Below are 19,408 nucleotides of genomic sequence, written 5' to 3'. Positions count from 1 at the left end.
AGGAGTCCGGAGCGTGTTCTCCGGTGGTCTACAGCTTGCCCCACTTGTGCAGCAACTCCTCCACCTCGTGGGCCTTGCCTTCGGCGTCGCCCAACGGGTTGTTGGCGAGCACGATGACGCTGAGGTGCTGCTCCGGGAAGCGCGCCATGTAGGTGGAGGTGTCGGTATCGCCGCCAGAGTAGTCCAGCAGCTTGTGCCCGTAGAGTTCCCGCCACACCAGGCCGAAGGCGTCGTTGGCTTTGTCGTGCTGGAACTTCATCGTCTGGTTCATCTGCGTGGTGAAGCCAGGCCCGAGCTTTCCCGAATACCAGTTCGCGTCCCACAGGGCGAGGTCCTCGACGGAGGAGAAGACGCCGCTCCCGCCGAAGTGCGGCGAGACGCGCACCAGTCGCACCCACCCCGCGCCGGGTTTGATGTTCACGCCCACCCCGGCGAGCTCCTTCACCACGCGTGGATCGTCGCGGCGGGCGTAGCCGATCGCGCGATGCGGAATAATTGCGGTGCTGTCGTCGTCGATCAACGTGTGTTTCATCCCTAACGGCCCGAAGACGCGCCGCTGCATGAAATCCGCGAAGCTCTGGTGGGAGACGACTTCGACGACCTTCGTCAGCAGCATGTAGTTGATGTTGCGGTAAGCCCACTTCGTACCCGGTGCAAACTCCAGCGCATCTGGCTTAAGCGCTGTACGGATCGCCTCGTCGCGCGTGAAGTAGTAGAAGCTCATCCACGGCTGACCGCCATCGCGCGGCACGTCCGTGTACTCGTGAAGGCCGCTCGTCATGTAGACCAGGTGTGCGAGCGTCAGCTCCGGACCGTACTTCCCGGTTTCTGGAATGTACTTCGCGACCGGATCGCTGAGCTTGATCTTGCCATCGAGAATCAGCAGCGCAATAGCCGTGGCGGTGAACTGCTTGGAGACCGATGCGAGGTGGAACGAGGTCTCGGGAGTGATGGCCACACCGTCGTCGAGATTGGCCTGCCCATATCCGCGAGCGGCGACAAGTTCCCCATCCTTGACAATGCCAAACGCATAGCCGGGCGTATCCGGATGCGCGCTGGCGGCGAACACCGCATCCAACTCCACACGCTGCTGTGCTGTGAACCAAGGCTGCGAAGTGGGGACGTGAGACTGCTGAGCTTCGGCAAAAGGAACAACCACGAGCAGGGCAAGCGTCCACTGCAGGACGCGACGGCCAGGGACGCTGAGCTGTTTCATGGCCTCATCTTACCGGCGGCGCGCAGCAGCGATCCTGCGGAGCCGCGTCCAATCGGCGCTCCAGCCCGTACAATGATCAGGTCGATGGTGAACCTGCGGCGGAGCCCTGGATGGAAGCGATTGCTGGTGGCGCTGGGCGGCCTGCCGCTGCTGGTGCTGCTGGCTGGATGCCCTGACGATTCGCTGCCTCCACCGGATGCAGCGGGCGTTATGCCTGCAGCTGCAACCGCGCCGTCGATCTCGCGCAGCACGGTCTATCCGTCGCCGCAGGCTTCGCAAGCCAGCAAGCCGCAGACGACCAAGCCCTCAGGCCCCAGTCCTCAGCAGACCGCAGCGCAGCAACCGCAGCAGCCCGCATCTCCGCCCGCCTCCCCATCCGCTCAGCAGACTTCGCGCAAGGCGCAGGACCTGATCAACGGTGTTGAAGCGACGTACAACTCTGGCGTGGCGAACTATAACGCCAACCGGCTCGACGCCGCGCGCATGGACTTCGACTCTGCCGTCGACCAGATGCTCTCAAGCGGCCTGGACCTGAAGGGCGATCAGCAGCTCGCGGACGAGTTTGACTCGCTGATCTCGCGTATCAACTCGCTGGAGATGGTGGCGCTGAAGCAGGGCAACGGCTTCTCGCCCAAGGTCGAGCCTGCACCACTCGATGTGGCACTCGGCGAGGTCACCTTCGGGCCGCCGGATCCCGCGCTCATCGGCAAGGTCAACGCCGAGCTGAAGACGACACAGTCGGATCTTCCGCTCGTGGTGAACAACTATGTGGCCGGCTTCATCAGCTACTTCTCGAACTCTCAGGCCGGCCATGCGCACCTGGTCGCATCGCTGGAGCGCGCGGGCAAGTACAAGGAAATGATCCAGCGCATCCTTCGCGAGAACGGCGTGCCGCAGGATCTCATCTACCAAGCCGTCGCAGAGTCCGGCTTCCAGCCGCAGGCGCTTAATGCGCGCTCGGGTGCAGGCGGGATGTGGCAGTTCATGCCCTTCGCCGGAGCCTACAACCTGGAACGCAACGGCTACTTCGACGAGCGTTTCGATCCCGAGAAGTCGACGATCGCGTACGCGAAGTACATGAAGGGCCTCTATGCCCAGTTCGGCGACTGGTACCTGGCTATGGCGGCGTATGACTGGGGTCCGGGCAATGTGCAGCGTGCGGTGAGCCGTACAGGCTATGCGGACTTCTGGGAGTTGCTGCGTCACAACGCCATGCCGGCTGAGACGCGGGCGTATGTGCCGGGCATCATCGCCGCGGCCATCATGGCGAAGAACCCGCAGCAGTACGGGCTGGCCAACGTGACGCCGATGGCGCCCGTGCTCTTCGACACAGTGACGACGAGCTACTCAATCGACCTCCGGCTCGTCTCCGACCTCACGAATGTGAGTGTCGGCGAGGTCGTCGCGCTCAATCCCGCGCTGCTGCGGCTACAGACGCCGCGCGACATCCCCTACGACCTTCGCCTGCCCCCAGGCTCGAAGCAGATCTTCCTGGATAGGCTGAAAGACATCCCGGAAGACAATCGCGGGAGCTGGCGTTTTCATGTGGTGAAGGCCGGCGAGACGCTGGATGACATCGCAACGGCGTTTCACGCTCACGCGCCGGAGATTGCAAGCGTCAACGAGATCACCGCGGCGAACCCGATGGCGACAGGCGATGAGCTGGTCATTCCGATTCGCTCCAGCGGCTCCAATGGCGAGCAGCACTACACGACGCGCCGAGGCGATACGCTGGTGACCGTAGCCGACCGGTTTGGCGTGAGCGTGGAGCAGTTGCGTGCATGGAATCACATGAGCACGAACACTGTGACTGCCGGCCGCACGCTGTTCGTCGCCGAACCCGTCCGCCTGGCGCCTAGCGTGCGTGCCTCGCGTTCGCATCATAGTAAGAGCACGAGCGGCGCGCACACGTCTTCGCGCACTACCGCATCGAGAGGCGCTGCATCGAAGAGTTCCGCGTCGAGCAGGAAGAGCACACCGAGCGCAAAATCCAGCGCGAGGAAGACCACAAAGAAGAAGTAGCAGGGAGCGATCATGCGTCTTCACACGCAGGTGATGCAAGATGCTAAACAGCAATTGCAAAAAAGTAAGGCTGCACCAAAAAAGGTGCTTGCTATTTGGTGCACCGCGGCGTAATTCTACTCGTACAATTCGTGCGAAGCGTGTGTAGCATTTGCAATCGCGCATTGTGTCGAAGACAGGCAAAGCGGCAAGGGATTGAGGCAATAAGCCGCTCTCCTGAAGGTATGAGGTGACTGGGTATGCTGCAGGACGACGAAACCATCAAGCTCTACGCATCCGCTGATGGAGATCCGGACGATATGGATGACCTGGACTCGCCCGATGAGATCGACGAGATTGAAGAGGACGAAGTGGAAGAGTTCAGCACGCAGCCCGATACGCACGCAGAGGAAGTAGTGATCGTGGCCATGCCGCCTTCGCCCTCGGAACCTTACGAGCCAGCGGAGTCGATGTCTTTCGAGGCCACCCCTGAGCCTCCCGCACCTGCAAAGGCCGCGAAGAAGAAGGCTGCGAAGAAATCCATAAAGAAGGCGGCCGTGAAGGCCCCCGCCAAGAAGGCGGCCAAAAAGGCTGCCGTAAAGTCGCCCGCAAAGAAAGCGGCGAAAAAGGTTGTCGTAAAGAAGGCAGCCAAGAAAACGCCGGCCAAGAAGGCAGCGAAGAAAGTGGTCAAGAAAGCATTGAAGAAAACCATCGTCAAAAAAGCTGTCGCCAAGAAGGCGGCCAAGAAGGTTTCAGGTTCTGCCGCGAAGAAATCCAGTGCTCTGCGCGGTAAGAAGGCAGTCGGCAACAAGAGCACTAGCACCAAAAAATCAACTATGAGAGGTATTACCTTGGCAACGAAGAAGGCAACGAAGAAGGCAGTCAAGAAGGCAGTGAAGAAGGCTCCCGCAAAGAAGGCCGTCAAGAAGGCCGTCAAGAAGGCTGCGAAGAAGGCCGCCAAGAAGGCTGCGAAGTAACTTTCGCTCACCCGCTGTACAACAAGGCAAGCAAAAGCGCCCGGACTTCGGTCCGGGCGCTTTTGCGTTTGGGCTTCGTCGTGGAGACTACTCGCCGGCCTTGATCGCCGCCATCACCTCATCGCTGTGGTTCTGGATGTCGGAGACGTCCCAGAACTTCACCACCTTGCCCTTGGGCGAGATGAGGAAGGTCTGGCGCTTGGCGAAGTGCATATCGCCGTGGCTCATCATTGGCACACCGTACTCGTCGACAACCTTGTGCTCCGGGTCGGCGAGCATCTTGAAGTTGAATCCGTCCTTGGTGCACCAGGTCGCGTGGCTCTCCACCGTGTCGAGCGAGACGCCCAGCACGACGGCGTTCAACGCCTTGTACTTGTCCTGATCGCGCTGAAAGTTGTGCGCCTCCAGCGAGCAGCCCGAGGTCTGGTCCTTGGGATAGAAGTACAGCACCACCCACTTGCCCTTGTACTCATGCAGCGAGACGGGCTTGTTTTCCTGCGAGGGAAGCGTGAAGTCAGGCGCCTTGGCGCCGACGGCGAGGGGCTCCGCCGTGGCCAGCGCGGGACCGAGGACGAGGCCGGCCAGCATAGCTGCGGCCGCAATCTTCTTCAGAAGCATGGTGCATCTCCTTGTGTGAGCCGTATCTCGGTCGCGGCGCGGACGCCGGCCGGTTCGCGGGTGCTGACATATTACCTGTGTCGGCGAGGGGAGTTGTCAATGGAATGCTGCGGGGCTCCGTTCAGGCTGTCGGCCCTGAGTGCCCGAAGATGGCGATGCTAGCCTCGTCGGCGGCGGCAATCATCGCCGCCCGGTCGAAGGTGAGCGTCTTCCCAGCCTCGATTGCAAGGCACGTGGCGCCTGCAGACCGCATCGCCTCGATTGTTGGCAGGCCCACCACCGGAACGTCGAAACGAAGATCCTGCTTCGGTTTGGCGACCTTGACGACCGTGAGCGAGCGCGCCAGGGTGCTGGCAACCTCCTGGCCGCAGGATTCCTCGATCAGCGTACGCATCAGAGCTCCAGCACGGGCGATGGTGGCGTCGGTTCCCTCCATTGCCTCGACCGCAACGCAGGCACGAGCCGCGATGACAACCGTCTGCCCGAGGTCGAAGCCGGCGATGCCGCGCGCAACGTCAACACCGTAGGCGATATCGCCGAGTTCTTCCTGCGTAGGCATGCGCTCTGTTAGCGGCCCGGCGGGCGCCAGCATCGGCTCCAGGTACGCCGTGGAGGACTCAAGATGGATGCCCTCATCGCCCAGCACCTTCGCGACCGCGCCCAGCAACATGTCCGTGGAGCGCGTGCGCAGGCTCATCAGCAGTTTGGCCAGCCGCCAGTCCGGGCGGATCGCGGAAAAGATCTGCTTGTGCTTCACCTGCCCAGCCATGACGGCGCGTGTCACACCTTCGCGCTGGAACGTCTCGATCAGCTTCGAGAGTTCGCCCAGCGAGAGCCAGTACACGCGAATGTGATCCGGGTCGAGCCGCGCCCGCTCGTCCATCTCCGGATCGGTCTCTTCCTTGATCGCGGCAACGACGACGCGCAGCCCATGCGCCCGCGCAGCGTCGAGCAGAAGGAACGGGAACCGTCCGTTGCCGGCGATGAGGCCGAGAGAACCGGAGCTCATAGGGGTTCCCTGCATGAGCTACTTGATCACGCCCCGCTCGCTCTTCTTCACGAAGTCGATCAGGTACTGTACATGCTCGTCGCCGGCGCCGTCATCCATCATGTCGTTTAACGCTTCGAGGGCCTGCGTGGTGTTGAGCTTGCCGCCGATGATCAGGCGCATCGCGGTGGTGAGCTTGCGCAGCTGTTCGTCGGTGAAGCCCTTGCGCTGCAGGCCGACCTTATTCAGGCCATAGGCATGATTATTGCGTTCGACGGAGGTAAGCGAGTAGGGCAGCACGTCCTGCGTGATCGTCGTCCCGCCGCCTACGTACGCGTGCTTGCCGATAGTGCAGTACTGGTGGACAGGTCCCAGGGCGGGGGTCGTGACGTAGTCCTCGATGATGACGTGACCGGCGAGTGTCGTAGCATTCGCGAGAATGCATCCGTTGCCGACCTTGCAGTCGTGCCCAATGTGCACGTACGCCATGATGAGGCAGCCGGAGCCGATAAGGGTCACACCACCACCACCTACAGTCCCGCGCGAGATGGTGACGCTCTCACGGATGACGTTGTCGTCACCGAGTACGCAGCGCGTGGGCTCCTGCTTGTACTTCAGGTCCTGGGGTTCAATGCCCACGCTGGCAAATGGAAAGAAGCGGTTGCCGCGGCCGATGGTGGTATGGCCGTCGAGCACGACATGAGAGATCAGCTCGCAGTCCTCACCCAGAACTACGTGCGGTCCCACCGTGCAGAAGGGACCGATCTTCGTGCTGGCCGGAACCACGGCGCCCTCGGCCACGATTGCCGTTGGGTGGATGTTCGCGCTGGGGTGAATGTTCGCAGGCACTGTCTTACTCCGCTGCGGGATTCGCAGAAGGAACGGGGCCGGCCTTCGCCACAGGGGCCGAATCTTTCTTCGGACGCGGCACCAGCGCCGCCAGGAAGGTCGCCTCGGCGGCAAGCTTGCCTTCGACCGTCGCGACGCCGTGCATCTTGACGGCATTCGAACGCCAGTTGAGGACCGTAACCTCGAAACGCACTTGATCGCCCGGCACGATGGGGCGACGGAAACGCGCCTTCTCGATGCCGGTGAAGACCATCAACTTGTTCTCGCGCTCTTCGAGCGTGTACTCGGTGAGGAGCAGCGTGGCGCCGGCCTGGGCCATGGATTCTACGGTCATCACGGCTGGCATGATGGGGTAATCCGGAAAGTGGCCCTGGAACTGTGGCTCGTTGATCGTGACGTTCTTGGTGGCCACGATGCGCTTCTTGCGCTCGATGTCGATGACCCGGTCGATCAGCAGGAACGGATAGCGGTGCGGGATGATCGACATGATCTCGCCGACGTCGAGCGTGGTCTTGCCGACGATAATGGTCGACGCTTCGGTTGCAGGGTTCTCCGCCACAGCGGTGGTCTGGGTGTCACTCATAGCAGACTCAAGGATAGCAAGGTCTCCGCTGCGGCTGCCGTGCCCTCAGCGCATCGAGGTCAAGGGGAAAGTCTTCCGCCTGTGGCTTCGAGGCTACTTCACCTTCTTCTCCAGCGAACGATCCGGATTGAAGACGTCGTCGGAGATGGTGTCGTTGTAGCGGACCTTGGTGAAGAAGCGCTGCGAGACCATCTCCCCGTTGTGGGAGCGGGTGATGTTCATCGGCGTCATGATGCCCTGGAAGGGCTGGTAGTCGTCGTAGACCTCGGTGTCGGTGTCCCAGTCGTGGAAGCGGTCGTCGCGGAACTGGAAGGTGCGCGCCAGCGGCAGGTGGGTTCCTGTATCCAGCAGGATCTCCACCGCATCATTCGCGGTGGTGAGCACGCTTACCTTCTCGGCAAGATGGCGGTCCATCGTGGTCTGGCCCTCGTAGGTGACCAGCACTCCCGGCTGCTTCAGCCAATCCCGGACGACGGCATCGATGGAGTGTGCGCGGCGGCGCTGAAAGTCGCTGACGTCCAGCTTCGGCAGCTCCTTCTTACCCTTGTACGTGATCTCGTAGCCGTTATCGGGAGTCCAGACCTCGGCTACGTCGCGGTGGTCGGTCGGGAAGAAGACGCCGATTTTGGTGATGATGACCACGCGTTCCCCGTAGGGTTGAGCGCGGTCGTAGGTAATGAAGTGCGTGACGCCCTCATGCGGACGCCCCTGGTAGAACGAGGCCGACTGGCCCTCGAGGGTCCAGGTGGTGCGATTCAACCAGCCGTCGCCGCCCAGTGCGGCGACCATCTGATCCAGCAACTTCTTGCCCTTGCCGCCGCCAGGCTCCTCGGGACCGGAGGCCGCGCTGGGCAGAGCGGAGGCCTGCGCGTGGAGGCGCACGGGCACGGCCAACAGTGGCAGGAGGAACACGGCAAGCGCGAGACGGCGAGGGAGAGTGAAGAGATTCATACGTGGGTGGGCACCGCGGAGCGTGGACTCCCTGTCTAGATTAGACGGTGCGTGGAGCGGGGGGAATGCAGAGGGAGGGACGAAGGGAGAACACGAGGAGGAAGAGGGCGCGCGGTAACCATGAATCGCTTCGGCACGCCCGCTGTGGCCAGGCTACTGCTGCGGTTTTTGCTGATCGCCCGGGTGCGATGCTGCATTGGAGCCAGACATAGCGTTGGCCAACCACGGGGATAACGGCATAGGGTTCCGTGGCCTTGGATGGGATTTGATCCGTCCTGTCGCCGCGCCCAGCAAGAATCCGCCGAACGCAAGGATGAACGGCGTCATGATGATCGTGGCGGAGAGATCATGAGCGTGGTACTGCGTCTGCAGTCCGATGCGATCTCCAGTCAACACATGCAATGCCAGAGTCTCGCCATCGTAGGTGCGTATCGTCGCGCTTGCCCGGTCGCCCGACTTGAGACTTCGAATGTATCCATAGACATCAACGGCATGGCTGGTCCCGTCATCGCCGTGCAGGTTGAATTGGGTCTTCCATCCGCTCTTTACTTGTGTCCAGTGCAGCCGGGTCACCGTCCCGGTAAACGTTGGACACGCCGACCGGGAAGCCAGGAAATAGTTCGCCCACAGCAGAAGCAGAAAGGTCAGGAAGACATCACCGACGAAGAGCGGAACATAGAAACGCTTCGACGTCAGCCGCGTGGGCGGATGCCCGTCTTCCCACATCATGGGGGCGGCACTGCCATAGAAGACAAAGCCGAGTCCCACGAGTACGGGAAGTACACCGAGCCCCAACAGCGTCGTCTGCGTCATGCGTTCCTCAAAACGCGCGGTATCCGTCTTGCCACGCGCTTAATGAACCATAGTCCGGGATGACTCCAGCTTCCATCCCCAATCCGGGGCAAACCGGCGAGTTATCCCACAAGCACCGCGCCGCCGTTGACGTTGAAGATCTCGCCGGAACAGAACCCTGCCCACGGCGTGCAGAGAAAGACGAGCGGCCCGGCGATCTCCTCCGGCTCGGCAGGGCGGCCCAGTGGGATCGGGGCGAGCGCGCGTGGCGCGAGCGCCGGGTCGGACAGCGTGCCCGCGGACATCTCCGTCCGCACCCAGCCCGGAGCAACGCAGTTGACGAGAATGCCCTGCGGCGCCAGCTCGGACGACAGGCTCTTGGTCAGCGAGAGAAGCGCGCCCTTGCTGGCGGCATAGTCTGCGTGGAAGGCTTCGCCGCGCTGGGCCGCCGTGGAGGCGACGAAGAGGATGTGTCCACGAGTGGGCGAGGATTTCCAGCTCACCGAATCATCCGCCACCAACGGCTGGGCCAGCATCTGTGCCACGGTTGCCTGCGTGATGCCGAAGACGCTCTCCAGATTGATGCCCAGCGTGGAGCGCCACTGGGAGGCGGGCATGGAGTTGATGGACTGGTCGTGCGGAGGCCACACGCCGTGATTGACGACGACCGCGTCCAGCCGGCCGAAGACAGCGATGGCTGCGGCGACCAGCGCCTGCCCATCCTCCGCGCTGGCGAGCTCCTGCTGGATCGCGCGGCAAAGGTCCGGTCCGCCGCACTCAGCGACGAGCGCATCAGCCTGCGGTTGCGCGGCGCGGTAGCTGAAGATCACACGCGCACCAGCGGAGCGGAAGACACGGACGGCTGCCGCCCCAATGCCGCGCGAGCCTCCGGTAATGAGCACAACCTTGTTGGCGAGAGAAAGCTGCATGCTGGAAGAATCCGTTCGCGGCTGGCTGCCGCGTCTTCATTCTAGCGATGGCGGCAGCAGCGCATTTTCTGCATCGATTTGATACGACAAAGATCGAACTGACCGGGAAGCGTCCGCTCTGCTATGTTGACTCCGTCGGGCCAAACCATGCGTCTCTACCTGTAGGAGGTTCCTATGAAGATCGCCGTACTCATCTGCCGCGTCCTGCTCGGACTCATGTTTGTCGTCTTCGGCCTCAACGGTCTCCATCCCTTCATTCCGATGAAGGGTGCTCCCGCCATGCCCCAGGATGCGATGACGTGGACGGGCATCATGATGACCACCGGCTGGATGAAGGTCTTGTCCGGCGTGCAGGTTCTGGGTGGCGCGCTGGTGCTCAGCGGTTTTCTTCTGCCCCTGGGAATGGTGCTCCTGTGCGCGCAGACGTTCAACATCCTGTGCTTCCACCTGTTCCTGACGGGCGGACATGCGATCGCGCCGGGACTGGTGACGGGCGTGCTGGAGCTGGTGGTGCTCTACGGCTACCGCGACTCGTTTCGCGGGCTGTTTCAGACCAAGGCGCCGCTGTCGATCTAGCAGAGGGGCTGCAGTTTCCTGCTCAGTCCACCATCAGCTCGCCCGGAACGATGGGCCGCGTGCGGGGCAGACGTCCGTTCGCGGCCGCCACGCCTAGCAGCGCGAGCGCGATGGTGTAGATCGCAAGCTTGATCGCCGAGGCCTCGCGGGTGTTGGGCAGCGTCTTCCAGAAGATCATCAGCACGGTCTGCGCGAGAGTGACCGACCACACGCTGCCATAGAAGTAGCGGCGCTCGAAGCCTTCACCGCGTGTCGACTTCTTCACGCGTGGAAGCTGGCCTAACGCGCCGAGTAGCAGAATCGTCAGGCTTAGCGGGGCGTAGGCGTAGTTGTAAATCTGCTTCAGGTACCAGTGGCCAGTGATGACGGCGACAGCGAGACCCGCGAAGTTGAGGCTCGCGAAGGTGACGACCGCGCTCCATGCGAAGGTGTAGCAGACCCGCCGGTAGAGTGGGTTGGGCTTGTCCTCATCGAAGCGCAGGATGTAGGGCGCAGGCTCGGCTCCAGGCAGCGCGCCGCGGACCGCGGCGATTCCAGTGCCGAGCAGTACTGCCGCCAGCCACGTGGCATTCGCCTTCGAGAAGCCGTGCGCGAAGAGCGAAAAGGTCAAGGGCCCCGGCGCGAGGAAGAACACCCAGATCCAGATAGGCCAATGCAGGGTGCGGTAAATCACGGTGTTGCGGGTGCGCATCTTGCGATGGTCCGCGTACTCAAGCTGTCCGGTGTAAGGCATGGTTTGGCTCAAGTATGGCACGGCCTCGTGAACGCAACGTCGCCTTAGCAGCGCACGATATTCCCAGCCACCAGCCCGCGAGTCGCGTTGCGTGTGTCGACGAAGAGCTTTGCCTCTGCCACCAGTGCAGCCACGTCGTAGCTGGAGTGATCCGTAGCGAGCAGCACGCAATCAAAGCTCGCCACCTCGTCGAGTGGCGTGGACGTCATCTCGAGCTCATAGTGGCGGCCAGTACCTACACTCGGGAAGAAGGGATCGTTGTAAGCGATCTCCGCTCCGGCCTCCCGCAGCAGTTCCAGGATGCGCAGCGAGGGCGACTCGCGCAGATCGTCGACGTCGCGCTTGTACGCCACGCCGAGCACCAGCACCTTCGATCCCTTCATTGCGACTCCACGCGCTGCCAGAGCTTCCCGCGTCGTGTCCACCACATAGCCGGGCATCGACTCGTTAACTTCGCCGGCGAGCTCGATAAAGCGCGCAGAGAAGCCCACCTGCTCACCCTTCCAGTTCAGGTAGAAGGGGTCCACCGGGATGCAATGTCCGCCCACGCCGGGGCCGGGATAGAAGGCCTGGAAGCCGAAGGGCTTGGTCGAGGCCGCCGCGATGACCTCCCACAGGTCGATGTTGAGCCGGGCGCATAGGAGCTTGAGTTCATTCACCAGCGCAATGTTTACCGCACGGTAGATGTTCTCCAGCAGCTTGGTCATCTCTGCCGCGGCGGGCGAGGACATGGGCACGGTGCTCGCGAAGACCTGGCCGTAGAGAGCGCATGCCGCTGCCGTGGCACAGGCATCGACACCGCCGACCACCTTCGGGATGGTGCGCCGTGGCACCGTCGTATTTCCTGGATCCTCACGCTCGGGCGAAAAAGCCACCATCACGCCGTCGAGCGGCTGGGTGGTTCCGGCAGCCGCGTGGTCCGCAGGGCTGCCGGCGCGCAGCACGCGGTGTCCGGCGCGTTCAATCGTCGCAACGATGATCTCCTCGGTCGTGCCCGGCCAGGTGGTGCTCTCGAGCACCACCAGCTGACCTGCGCGGAGATGCGGCGCCAGAGCCTCGATGGTGACGATCACGTAGCTCATGTCGGGCGTGTGGTCGGCGTGCATAGGTGTGGGCACGCATAGCAACATCGCATCGAGATCGGCAGCCTCAGCGAAGGCCGAGGTAGCCCGGAACCCAGAGGCCTGCGCCGCACGAATGTGCTCAGCCTCGATGCGGTGGATGTAGCTCTCGCCGCCATTGAGCGCGTCCACTTTAGCCTGGTCGATGTCGAACCCGGTAACGCGGAAGCCGTCCTCGGCGAAGAGCAGCGAGAGCGGCAGGCCCACATAGCCCAGCCCCACCACACCCACCCGGGCCGTACGGCCATGGATGCGGTCGAGGAGCTCGCCGAGAGTGGCAGCGGCGGTAGAGGCGGGGGCAGTCAGGGGCATCGGCAGTTCCTTGCGGTGGACTCGTTACGAGTATCAGATGCTCGTTGTGGGGCCATCCGATTCAGCCGTGCCACTCTCTTTGGATCGCTTCTCCTATCCTCAGTATTGTCGCTGCTTATCGCCCCGCATGCTCCCGATACCACGCCGCAGTCTGAGCAATGCCCTCTTCGAAGCTGACGCGTGGCTGGTAGCCAAGCGCCTCACGTGCAGCGGTAATATCCGCCAGGGATCTGCGAACATCGCCCGTGCGCTCCGCGGCGTACTGTGGAGGGTGCGGAAAGCCAAGCGCCTTCGCCAGCGCGGCATACAGATCGTTGAGTGTGTGCGCCTCGCCACAGGCGATGTTGAAGACCCGGCCCGCGCAGCGCTCGGCTGGAGCCCCGGCGGCCAGCAGATTCGATTCGACCGCATTGGCGATGTACGTAAAGTCCCGGGCATGGCCGCCGTCGCCGAAGATCGTCGGCGTGCGCCCGGCCAGCATCGCCGCCGCGAAGCGAGGGATCACGCCGGAGTACTGCGAGTTCGGATCCTGCCGCGGCCCGAAGATGTTGAAGTAGCGCAAGCATACAGTCTCGAGCCGGTACACGCGCCAGTACGACTGCATGTAAAGCTCTCCCGCGAGTTTTTGAACGGCATACGGTGCGATGGGCTCCGGGCGCATGGTCTCCACACGCGGGAAGGTCGGCTGATTGCCATAAGCCGACGAGGATGCGGCATAGACGATGCGTTTCACCCCGGCGGCGCGGGCGGCCTCCAGCAAGGCAAACGTGCCATCGAGGTTGGAGATGTGGCTAGGCCCAGGGTTTGCGATGGAACGAGGCACACTGGGCAGTGCTGCCTGATGCAGGATGACCTCGACGCCCTCGCAGGCACGGGCCAACGCCGCGCGATCATTCAGGTCGCCCTCGATCAGCTCAATCTCGCCCTCGAGGCCCGCAAGGTTAGCACGGTGGCCGGTAGAGAAATTATCCAGAGCGCGGACGACATGACCGCGCTGCACAAGCGTGTGGGCCAGATGCGAGCCGATAAATCCGGCGGCTCCGGTGATGAGGAATCTCTTCATGTGTCCTTTGCGTTCCCAGGCCCAGCTCACTGGACGAGCAATACCTGGGGTGCCGTCTCCGCCTATGCGCCCGGATATCCCGTGGGGCTGGGTGGCAGGGGGTTGCTGGCAGGCACGGCAGGCTGGCCGTTCGCGCTCGTGCTGCGCAAGCCGGCGAGAATCTGGGTCTGGAAGTCGGCTGCAGCGCCTGGGTTGCTGGGCAGGAACAACGTGTTTGTGCCGCCGCGGGTGCCCACGTCACGGAGCGTATCGAAGTACTGGGTGAGCAGCACCAGCGCCATCACATCCTCCGCGCTGGCACCGGGCACACCCTGGCGAAAGTGCTCCACCGACTCCGTGAGGCCATCGATGATCGCCTGGCGCTCGGCGGCAATGCCCTTGCCCTGCAGCGCCTTCGACTCCGCTTCCGCCTCCGCCTGCTTCACCTTCAGGATCTTCTCAGCTTCACCGCGCGCCTGGGCCGCTACCTGGGCACGCTGCGCGGCATTGATGTCGTTCATCGAGGCCTTCACCTTGGCATCGGGGATGATATCGGTGACCAGCGCGGTGAGGATGTTGAAGCCAAAGTCGCGCATCGTCACGTCCAGCTCGGTCTTCACGTTCACGCTGATGCCCGACTGCTGCTCGAAGGTCTCGTCGAGGGAAAGCTTGGGAACGTGCCCAAGAATCGAGTTGAAGACGAAGCTCTCAATCTGCTTCTGTGGCGAGCTAAGTTTGTAGAACGCATCGCCAATGCGGTCATCCAGCACCTGGTATTGGACGCTCACGGGGATCTGCACAAAGACGTTGTCGCGCGTCTTGGTTTCCACCTGGAACTGCGCTTGCTTCACCATCAGGTCCACGAAGTACACTCGCTCCGCAAAGGGGATGAGGAAGTGCGCGCCCGGCCGTGTGATGCGGTCGAACTTGCCAAAGCGCTCCACGATGCCCGCCGTCGCCGTGCGCACCGTGTAGAAGGTCTTCGCGAAGAGCACAAGGACGAGCAGTGCAAGTGCGATGAACAGGAAGATCGCGAGCGGGGCTAGTTCTGGCATGGGGAAAGCATAGCTGAGATACAGCAGATTAGCTGAATAGCGGAACAGCAGAGTAGCTAAAGCCAGTTCTCCGACGGAACACGGTGCTGAGCGGAGAAGGATCAGCGAGGTCGAGTCGGCTAGGATTCCATCCCCGCTGTTCTGCTATTTCGCTATTTCGCTATTCCGCTGTTCTGCTGCTTCTCCCAGTACCCCGCCCGGGCCTGCACCACCAGCCTCGGATCGTTCGCCTTCAGTTCAATGCGGTGGTATTTTCCTGGCTTGGACTCCGGCGGGGTAAAGGCCAGGCGGTACTCGGAGCGGAGTTCCTGCGCGACGGCGCCGAAGACCGAGCTGATGGAAACACCTCGCTGCACCAGGAACTCGCGTCCGCCGGTCTTCGCGGAGATACGGCGCATGACGCCGATGCCATCGCGCTGGCCGGGCACATGCGGATAGTCGGGCGTCTCGCGCGTGTACAGGATGGAATAGATCGCGGTGTTGGCCTCCTGCGCCGTGCGGATCGCCTCCTCCACGTTGGCGCGCGAGCCTACGTCCTCGCCATCGGTAAGGACCAGGAGGGCGCGACGGCCGGTATTGGCGTTGGTTGGATCCTGCTCCAACACCTCGCGGCAGACATGGATCATCGCGTCGTAAAGATGCGTCGCGTTCGCCCCGGCAGAAAGCTGGTTGGTGCGATACCCCAGCAGACGCAGGCCGTTGTTCAGCGCAGGCAGCGAGTGCGTGAACGGCTGCAATAGAAAGGCCGAAGTATCGAAGGCCACAAGGAAAGCGCGGTCGTTCTCGTGCGTCAGCGTGTCGCGCAGGAAGATCGATCCAGCAAGCGCTTCATCGTCGAAGTATTGGTGCTGACTCGCGGAAGTATCAAACAGCAGCCCGACGGTTAGCGGGAGGTCCTGATCGCGGCTGAAGTACCGCACCGGTTGCACGTGGCCGTCGACCTTGAGCGTCAGGTCAGGCTGGGCAAGGTCGAGGACCAGATTCCCTGCCTTGTCGCGCACCAGGGCGTCCACTGCAACGATGCGCGAGGTCACGGTGATCGTTGTTGTCTGAGTAGGCTCCTGCGGCGTCGATGGCTGCTGGGCGCGCAGTGGATGCAGGAGGATCGGCAGTGACGCGAAGGCAGCACGGATGCGCATGGAAGGACCCCGTCCCTGGCCTAGCACTATAGCGCGAAGCTGTTGCGTGTGGGGGACTATGCCGTGCGCCGCTGAGTGCTCATTCCCTTGGCCCGCATCTCCAGAAAGCACTGGATGAGCGAGACCGCGGCCGGGGTCACACCGGGCAGTCGGCTGGCCTGGCCCAGCGTCATGGGACGCACGCGGCTGAGCTTTTCCTGCATCTCGCGTGAGAGGCCGCTGACGATGGTGTAGTCGAAGTCGGCGGGGATGGCGCGAGCCTCATCGGCCAGCAGGCGCGCGATGCTGCGCTGCTGCTGCGCCAGGTAGCCGGCAAACTTGATCGTCGTCTCCACTGTCTTCAACTCGTTGCGGACCCAGGCAGGAAGCGTTCGCGTCCGGGTGAAGTCTACAGCCTTCAACGCTCGCGACCACGGAGCCAGCTCAGCCACCGCGTCGACGCGCGCGAGGAGGGCCATCAGCAGCAGCTCGATGGAGACAGCGGGACGCTTGAGCACCTGCGCGAAGAGTTCCCCGCGAGCAAAGGCTTGCGGTGCATCGATCTCGGAGCTGCTGTCGGCGGCTGCCTGCAGTATCTCCAAGTCACCCTCGTTGAGGCGCGCCGTCTCGAGGATCTTCTTCATCGTCTCGAAGCGCTGCTGCTTGGCCTCGAACGCCGCCCAGGCCACGTCGTCGATCAGTCCGAGCTCGCGGCCATGCGCCGTCAGTCGCTGGTCCGCATTGTCGATCCGCAGATGCAGCCGGAACTCCGCTCGCGAGGTGAACATGCGATACGGCTCATCGGTGCCCTTGGAGATGAGGTCGTCGATGAGGATGCCGGTGTAGGCCTCGGTGCGGTTAAGCGTGAAGGCGGGCAACGAGTCAGCGCCAAGGTTGTCGCTAACCTGCTTCGCCCAGCGGGCGAACAGTGCTGCATTGATGCCCGCCATCAGTCCCTGGCAGGCCGCCTCTTCATAGCCGCTGGTCCCATTGATCTGCCCCGCGAGATAGAGCCCGGTGAACTTCTTCACGCGCAGCGTACGGTCCAGCTCAGTGGGATCGATGGCGTCGTACTCGATGGCGTAGCCGGGGCGCAGCATCTCGGCGTTTTCGAGGCCAGGGATGGAGCGCACCATCGCCGACTGCACCTCCATCGGCAGCGAGGTGCTCATGCCGTTGATGTAGACCTCATGCGTGTTCAGTCCCTCGGGCTCCAGGAAGAATTGGTGCGAGGCCTTGTCCGGGAAGCGCACGATCTTGTCTTCGATCGACGGGCAGTAGCGCGGGCCGATGCCTTCGATCTGCCCGGTGTACATGGGCGAACGGTGCACGTTCTCGCGGATCAGCCGCAGCGTCTCGGGCGTGGTGTGCGCTATGTGGCAGGAGATCTGGCGCAGCGGTGGCGTCCACGTGGCGTCGCCATCGTTTGGCGCGCTGCGGAAACTGAACGGCGTCGGATCTATGTCGCCGGGCTGCTCTTCGAACTTGTCCCAGTCGATCGTGCGGCCGTCGAGGCGCGGAGGTGTTCCCGTCTTCAGCCGCGTCTCGCGCAGGCCGAGCCGCTTCAGGCTCTCGCCGAGCAGCACGCTCGCAGGCTCACCGGAGCGGCCCGCGGTGTACTGCTGCTCGCCGCAGTGGATGAGGCCGTTGAGGAAGGTGCCGGTGGTGACGACGACAGCCTTCGCGGAAATGGTGCGCCCGTCGCGCAGTGCGACGCCGGTGACATGCGAGCAGGTCGGCGAGTCGGCCGACGCCGTCGCATCGCTAGCTTGCCGACCTGCTGCCTCGCCGACCTGCTCTACAACAAGATCAACGACCTCCGCCTGTTTGATGAACAGATTCGGGATGCTCTCCAGCTTTTCGCGCATCTTCACGCGGTACAGCGCTTTGTCGCACTGCGCGCGGGGCGACCACACCGCCGGGCCACGCGAGGTGTTGAGCAAGCGAAACTGGATGCCGCAGGCGTCGGCAACTTCGCCCATGATCCCGCCGAGCGCGTCTACCTCCCGGACCAGGTGGCCCTTGGCAACGCCGCCGATGGCAGGGTTGCAGCTCATCTGCGCAATCAGATCGAGGTTCAGCGTGAACAGCGCCGTGCGCAGGCCCATGCGTGCCGCGGCGACCGCAGCCTCGCAACCAGCGTGTCCTGCTCCGACCACCAGCACATCGAACTGTTCGGAAAAACTCACCCTTCCAGTGTATGAGAGCGCAGGGCTCAGTCGCAGCGAGTGCGGGAAGTTTGCCAAGGTGCAGTTGCCCTACGCGTGCCCTACGCGCCGAACTGGCGCAGGTGATGATCAAGGTGCTTATGCACCAGCGCGGACCACTGCGCCGGAGTGAGCGAGCCGAAGAACGGGTGGGGATGGGTGCTACAGCCTCCAGGTCCGGCCGCGACAAAGCCATCCAACTCTGTAACCAGCCGCTGACGCTCCGATTCGAACTCGCAGCTTTCGGTCACCAGGAGTGCCGGTACGGTCGGAGAGTTGCGTCGCATCGGCTCTCCCTCCTTCAGCGCCATGGGCTTGATGATCGGGCCCAGGATCCGCCCGATGAAGACGCGTGGAACGTTCAGCTCCCCAGTCGCCATCTGCACGCCACGCGTGCAGTGCGTGAGCATCTGCGCGGAGGACATCTTGCCCCATTGGCGCGGGCTCTCCGGCGTCAGCGCCAGGATGCGGCGGCGCATCTCTTGGAGAGTTTCCGTGTCGAAGAGGTCTTCCGCAGCTTTCATGGCGCAGCCAGTGTAGGCAGCCCGGGCGGGTGCGGCAAGGGGGAGGAGCGTGATTTCATGCTCGATGCGACGCTCCGCGCGGAAGCCGATAGCATGAAATCCATGATCAAGCTGAGCGATGTCGAGGCCCGCGTTGCGGGCGTGCTGATGGAGAAGGAGACCACCACCCCCGAGTACTACCCACTGAGCACCAACGCGACGCTGAATGCGTGCAACCAGAAGTCCAGCCGCGAGCCGGTGCTGAACCTCAGCGAGCCTGACGTGCGCGGCGCGCTGTTTGAGCTGGAGCAGCTCGGCCTGGTGCGCACGCTCGGCGACGCGCGCGTGGCCAAGTTCGAGCACCGCATGCGAGAAGGCCTCGGAGGAGCTCCGCTCCGGCGCGATGAGGTGGCTGTGATCTGCCTCCTGCTCTTGCGCGGACCGCAGACGCCGGCAGAGCTTCGCGCCCGCGCGGAGCGCCTGTACAGCTTCGACGATAACTCCGCCGTGCAGACCACGCTGGAGCGCCTCGCCGGTCGCGAGGACCCGCTGGTCGCGCTGCTGCCGCGTCAGCCTGGGGCTCGCGAGGCCCGCTGGGCGCACCTGCTCTCCGGGCCGGTGGACGCCGCGCTGATGGCGGTTCCTGCAGCGTCGGCGGTGCACAGCGCGCCTGTTGCTCTGCGCGTCGATACGGCTGCGCAGGAGCGCATCGCGCGGCTCGAGGCGCGTATCGAGACCCTGGAGGCCCGCCTGACGGCACTCGAGGCACAGCTGGGAATCAACGAAGGTTGATCGCGCAGAGATGTTTCGCACGCTTCTCCGCGGGAACGGCTGGGA

19 protein-coding genes are annotated in these 19,408 nt (G+C 63.2%); 4 read left to right on the top strand and 15 right to left on the bottom strand.

The annotated features are described in order from the left end of the window. Positions 1-28 precede the first annotated feature (28 nt). Complete coding sequence (locus AC5E6W_RS14765) at positions 29-1,216, bottom strand: serine hydrolase domain-containing protein (protein ID WP_491753077.1); 1,188 nt, start codon at positions 1,214-1,216, stop codon at positions 29-31. A gap of 72 nt (positions 1,217-1,288) precedes the next feature. Between AC5E6W_RS14765 and AC5E6W_RS14760 the strand changes: the two genes are divergently transcribed. Further along, positions 1,289-3,238, top strand: a complete 1,950-nt coding sequence (locus tag AC5E6W_RS14760; protein ID WP_491753076.1) for a lytic transglycosylase domain-containing protein — start codon at positions 1,289-1,291, stop codon at positions 3,236-3,238. A 239-nt stretch (positions 3,239-3,477) separates the two neighbouring features. Continuing rightward, the gene (locus AC5E6W_RS14755; RefSeq protein WP_491753075.1) at positions 3,478-4,194 is read left to right on the top strand and encodes a hypothetical protein; all 717 of its coding nucleotides are present in this window, start codon (positions 3,478-3,480) and stop codon (positions 4,192-4,194) included. A gap of 87 nt (positions 4,195-4,281) precedes the next feature. On the opposite strand, the gene AC5E6W_RS14750 is transcribed toward AC5E6W_RS14755, so the two are convergent. The 7 genes from AC5E6W_RS14750 to AC5E6W_RS14720 all read right to left on the bottom strand — a co-directional run bounded on the left by AC5E6W_RS14750 (position 4,282) and on the right by AC5E6W_RS14720 (position 9,904). After that, positions 4,282-4,812 carry a peroxiredoxin gene (locus AC5E6W_RS14750; protein ID WP_491753074.1) on the bottom strand — a complete coding sequence of 177 codons (531 nt, stop codon included), beginning with the start codon at positions 4,810-4,812 and terminating at the stop codon, positions 4,282-4,284. Between the two features lie 121 nt (positions 4,813-4,933). Further along, complete coding sequence (locus AC5E6W_RS14745; RefSeq protein WP_491753073.1) at positions 4,934-5,821, bottom strand: LpxI family protein; 888 nt, start codon at positions 5,819-5,821, stop codon at positions 4,934-4,936. 18 nt (positions 5,822-5,839) lie between these two features. Then, positions 5,840-6,649, bottom strand: coding sequence for an acyl-ACP--UDP-N-acetylglucosamine O-acyltransferase (gene lpxA / locus AC5E6W_RS14740; protein WP_491753072.1), 810 nt, complete (start codon positions 6,647-6,649; stop codon positions 5,840-5,842). A gap of 4 nt (positions 6,650-6,653) precedes the next feature. After that, positions 6,654-7,232 (bottom strand): 3-hydroxyacyl-ACP dehydratase FabZ, encoded by a 579-nt coding sequence (fabZ, locus tag AC5E6W_RS14735; protein ID WP_491753071.1) that lies wholly within the window; start codon positions 7,230-7,232, stop codon positions 6,654-6,656. Positions 7,233-7,325: 93 nt separating this feature from the next. Further along, complete coding sequence (locus tag AC5E6W_RS14730) at positions 7,326-8,183, bottom strand: hypothetical protein (RefSeq protein WP_491753070.1); 858 nt, start codon at positions 8,181-8,183, stop codon at positions 7,326-7,328. 153 nt (positions 8,184-8,336) lie between these two features. After that, positions 8,337-8,996, bottom strand: coding sequence for a hypothetical protein (locus AC5E6W_RS14725; RefSeq protein WP_491753069.1), 660 nt, complete (start codon positions 8,994-8,996; stop codon positions 8,337-8,339). Between the two features lie 101 nt (positions 8,997-9,097). Beyond that, positions 9,098-9,904, bottom strand: coding sequence for an SDR family NAD(P)-dependent oxidoreductase (locus AC5E6W_RS14720; RefSeq protein WP_491753068.1), 807 nt, complete (start codon positions 9,902-9,904; stop codon positions 9,098-9,100). 174 nt (positions 9,905-10,078) lie between these two features. On the opposite strand from AC5E6W_RS14720, the gene AC5E6W_RS14715 reads away from it, so the two are divergent. Beyond that, positions 10,079-10,480 (top strand): DoxX family protein, encoded by a 402-nt coding sequence (locus AC5E6W_RS14715; RefSeq protein ID WP_491753067.1) that lies wholly within the window; start codon positions 10,079-10,081, stop codon positions 10,478-10,480. A 22-nt stretch (positions 10,481-10,502) separates the two neighbouring features. Here the strand turns inward: AC5E6W_RS14715 and AC5E6W_RS14710 are convergent, their stop codons facing one another. The 7 genes from AC5E6W_RS14710 to AC5E6W_RS14680 all read right to left on the bottom strand — a co-directional run bounded on the left by AC5E6W_RS14710 (position 10,503) and on the right by AC5E6W_RS14680 (position 18,592). Then, entirely contained in the window at positions 10,503-11,213 is a 711-nt protein-coding gene (locus AC5E6W_RS14710) for a hypothetical protein (RefSeq protein ID WP_491753066.1), read from the bottom strand. A gap of 44 nt (positions 11,214-11,257) precedes the next feature. Continuing rightward, on the bottom strand, positions 11,258-12,646 hold the full coding sequence (locus tag AC5E6W_RS14705; RefSeq protein ID WP_491753065.1) for a nucleotide sugar dehydrogenase: 1,389 nt from the start codon (positions 12,644-12,646) through the stop codon (positions 11,258-11,260). 115 nt (positions 12,647-12,761) lie between these two features. Beyond that, entirely contained in the window at positions 12,762-13,709 is a 948-nt protein-coding gene (locus AC5E6W_RS14700; protein WP_491753064.1) for an SDR family oxidoreductase, read from the bottom strand. Positions 13,710-13,771: 62 nt separating this feature from the next. Then, entirely contained in the window at positions 13,772-14,743 is a 972-nt protein-coding gene (locus tag AC5E6W_RS14695; protein ID WP_491753063.1) for an SPFH domain-containing protein, read from the bottom strand. A 152-nt stretch (positions 14,744-14,895) separates the two neighbouring features. Then, on the bottom strand, positions 14,896-15,882 hold the full coding sequence (locus AC5E6W_RS14690; protein WP_491753062.1) for a VWA domain-containing protein: 987 nt from the start codon (positions 15,880-15,882) through the stop codon (positions 14,896-14,898). A 56-nt stretch (positions 15,883-15,938) separates the two neighbouring features. After that, a complete protein-coding gene (mnmG, locus tag AC5E6W_RS14685) occupies positions 15,939-18,050 on the bottom strand; it encodes a tRNA uridine-5-carboxymethylaminomethyl(34) synthesis enzyme MnmG (protein WP_491753061.1) in 2,112 nt (703 codons plus the stop codon). Positions 18,051-18,130: 80 nt separating this feature from the next. Beyond that, positions 18,131-18,592, bottom strand: a complete 462-nt coding sequence (locus AC5E6W_RS14680) for a DUF1569 domain-containing protein (protein ID WP_491753060.1) — start codon at positions 18,590-18,592, stop codon at positions 18,131-18,133. 57 nt (positions 18,593-18,649) lie between these two features. Here AC5E6W_RS14680 and AC5E6W_RS14675 point away from each other — a divergent pair, with 57 nt between their 5' ends. Continuing rightward, the gene (locus AC5E6W_RS14675) at positions 18,650-19,363 is read left to right on the top strand and encodes a YceH family protein (RefSeq protein WP_491753059.1); all 714 of its coding nucleotides are present in this window, start codon (positions 18,650-18,652) and stop codon (positions 19,361-19,363) included. The last annotated feature ends 45 nt before the right edge of the window (positions 19,364-19,408 follow it).

The sequence above is a fragment of the Bryocella sp. genome, from assembly GCF_058498515.1.
Note: the sequence above shows the minus strand (reverse complement) of the source record. Positions and strands in the feature narration are given on the sequence as shown.

What these genes read in the sequence shown, in the direction of transcription:
- AC5E6W_RS14730 (WP_491753070.1), bottom strand. Translation starts at nt 8,183, where the DNA reads ATGAATCTCTTCACTCTCCCTCGCCGTCTCGCGCTTGCCGTGTTCCTC.
- AC5E6W_RS14695 (WP_491753063.1), bottom strand. Translation starts at nt 14,743, where the DNA reads ATGCCAGAACTAGCCCCGCTCGCGATCTTCCTGTTCATCGCACTTGCA.
- AC5E6W_RS14715 (WP_491753067.1), top strand. Translation starts at nt 10,079, where the DNA reads ATGAAGATCGCCGTACTCATCTGCCGCGTCCTGCTCGGACTCATGTTT.
- AC5E6W_RS14760 (WP_491753076.1), top strand. Translation starts at nt 1,289, where the DNA reads ATGATCAGGTCGATGGTGAACCTGCGGCGGAGCCCTGGATGGAAGCGA.
- AC5E6W_RS14750 (WP_491753074.1), bottom strand. Translation starts at nt 4,812, where the DNA reads ATGCTTCTGAAGAAGATTGCGGCCGCAGCTATGCTGGCCGGCCTCGTC.
- AC5E6W_RS14705 (WP_491753065.1), bottom strand. Translation starts at nt 12,646, where the DNA reads ATGCCCCTGACTGCCCCCGCCTCTACCGCCGCTGCCACTCTCGGCGAG.
- AC5E6W_RS14675 (WP_491753059.1), top strand. Translation starts at nt 18,650, where the DNA reads ATGCTCGATGCGACGCTCCGCGCGGAAGCCGATAGCATGAAATCCATG.
- AC5E6W_RS14765 (WP_491753077.1), bottom strand. Translation starts at nt 1,216, where the DNA reads ATGAAACAGCTCAGCGTCCCTGGCCGTCGCGTCCTGCAGTGGACGCTT.
- AC5E6W_RS14725 (WP_491753069.1), bottom strand. Translation starts at nt 8,996, where the DNA reads ATGACGCAGACGACGCTGTTGGGGCTCGGTGTACTTCCCGTACTCGTG.
- AC5E6W_RS14720 (WP_491753068.1), bottom strand. Translation starts at nt 9,904, where the DNA reads ATGCAGCTTTCTCTCGCCAACAAGGTTGTGCTCATTACCGGAGGCTCG.
- AC5E6W_RS14690 (WP_491753062.1), bottom strand. Translation starts at nt 15,882, where the DNA reads ATGCGCATCCGTGCTGCCTTCGCGTCACTGCCGATCCTCCTGCATCCA.
- AC5E6W_RS14700 (WP_491753064.1), bottom strand. Translation starts at nt 13,709, where the DNA reads ATGAAGAGATTCCTCATCACCGGAGCCGCCGGATTTATCGGCTCGCAT.
- AC5E6W_RS14710 (WP_491753066.1), bottom strand. Translation starts at nt 11,213, where the DNA reads ATGCCTTACACCGGACAGCTTGAGTACGCGGACCATCGCAAGATGCGC.
- AC5E6W_RS14680 (WP_491753060.1), bottom strand. Translation starts at nt 18,592, where the DNA reads ATGAAAGCTGCGGAAGACCTCTTCGACACGGAAACTCTCCAAGAGATG.
- AC5E6W_RS14755 (WP_491753075.1), top strand. Translation starts at nt 3,478, where the DNA reads ATGCTGCAGGACGACGAAACCATCAAGCTCTACGCATCCGCTGATGGA.
- fabZ (WP_491753071.1), bottom strand. Translation starts at nt 7,232, where the DNA reads ATGAGTGACACCCAGACCACCGCTGTGGCGGAGAACCCTGCAACCGAA.
- AC5E6W_RS14745 (WP_491753073.1), bottom strand. Translation starts at nt 5,821, where the DNA reads ATGAGCTCCGGTTCTCTCGGCCTCATCGCCGGCAACGGACGGTTCCCG.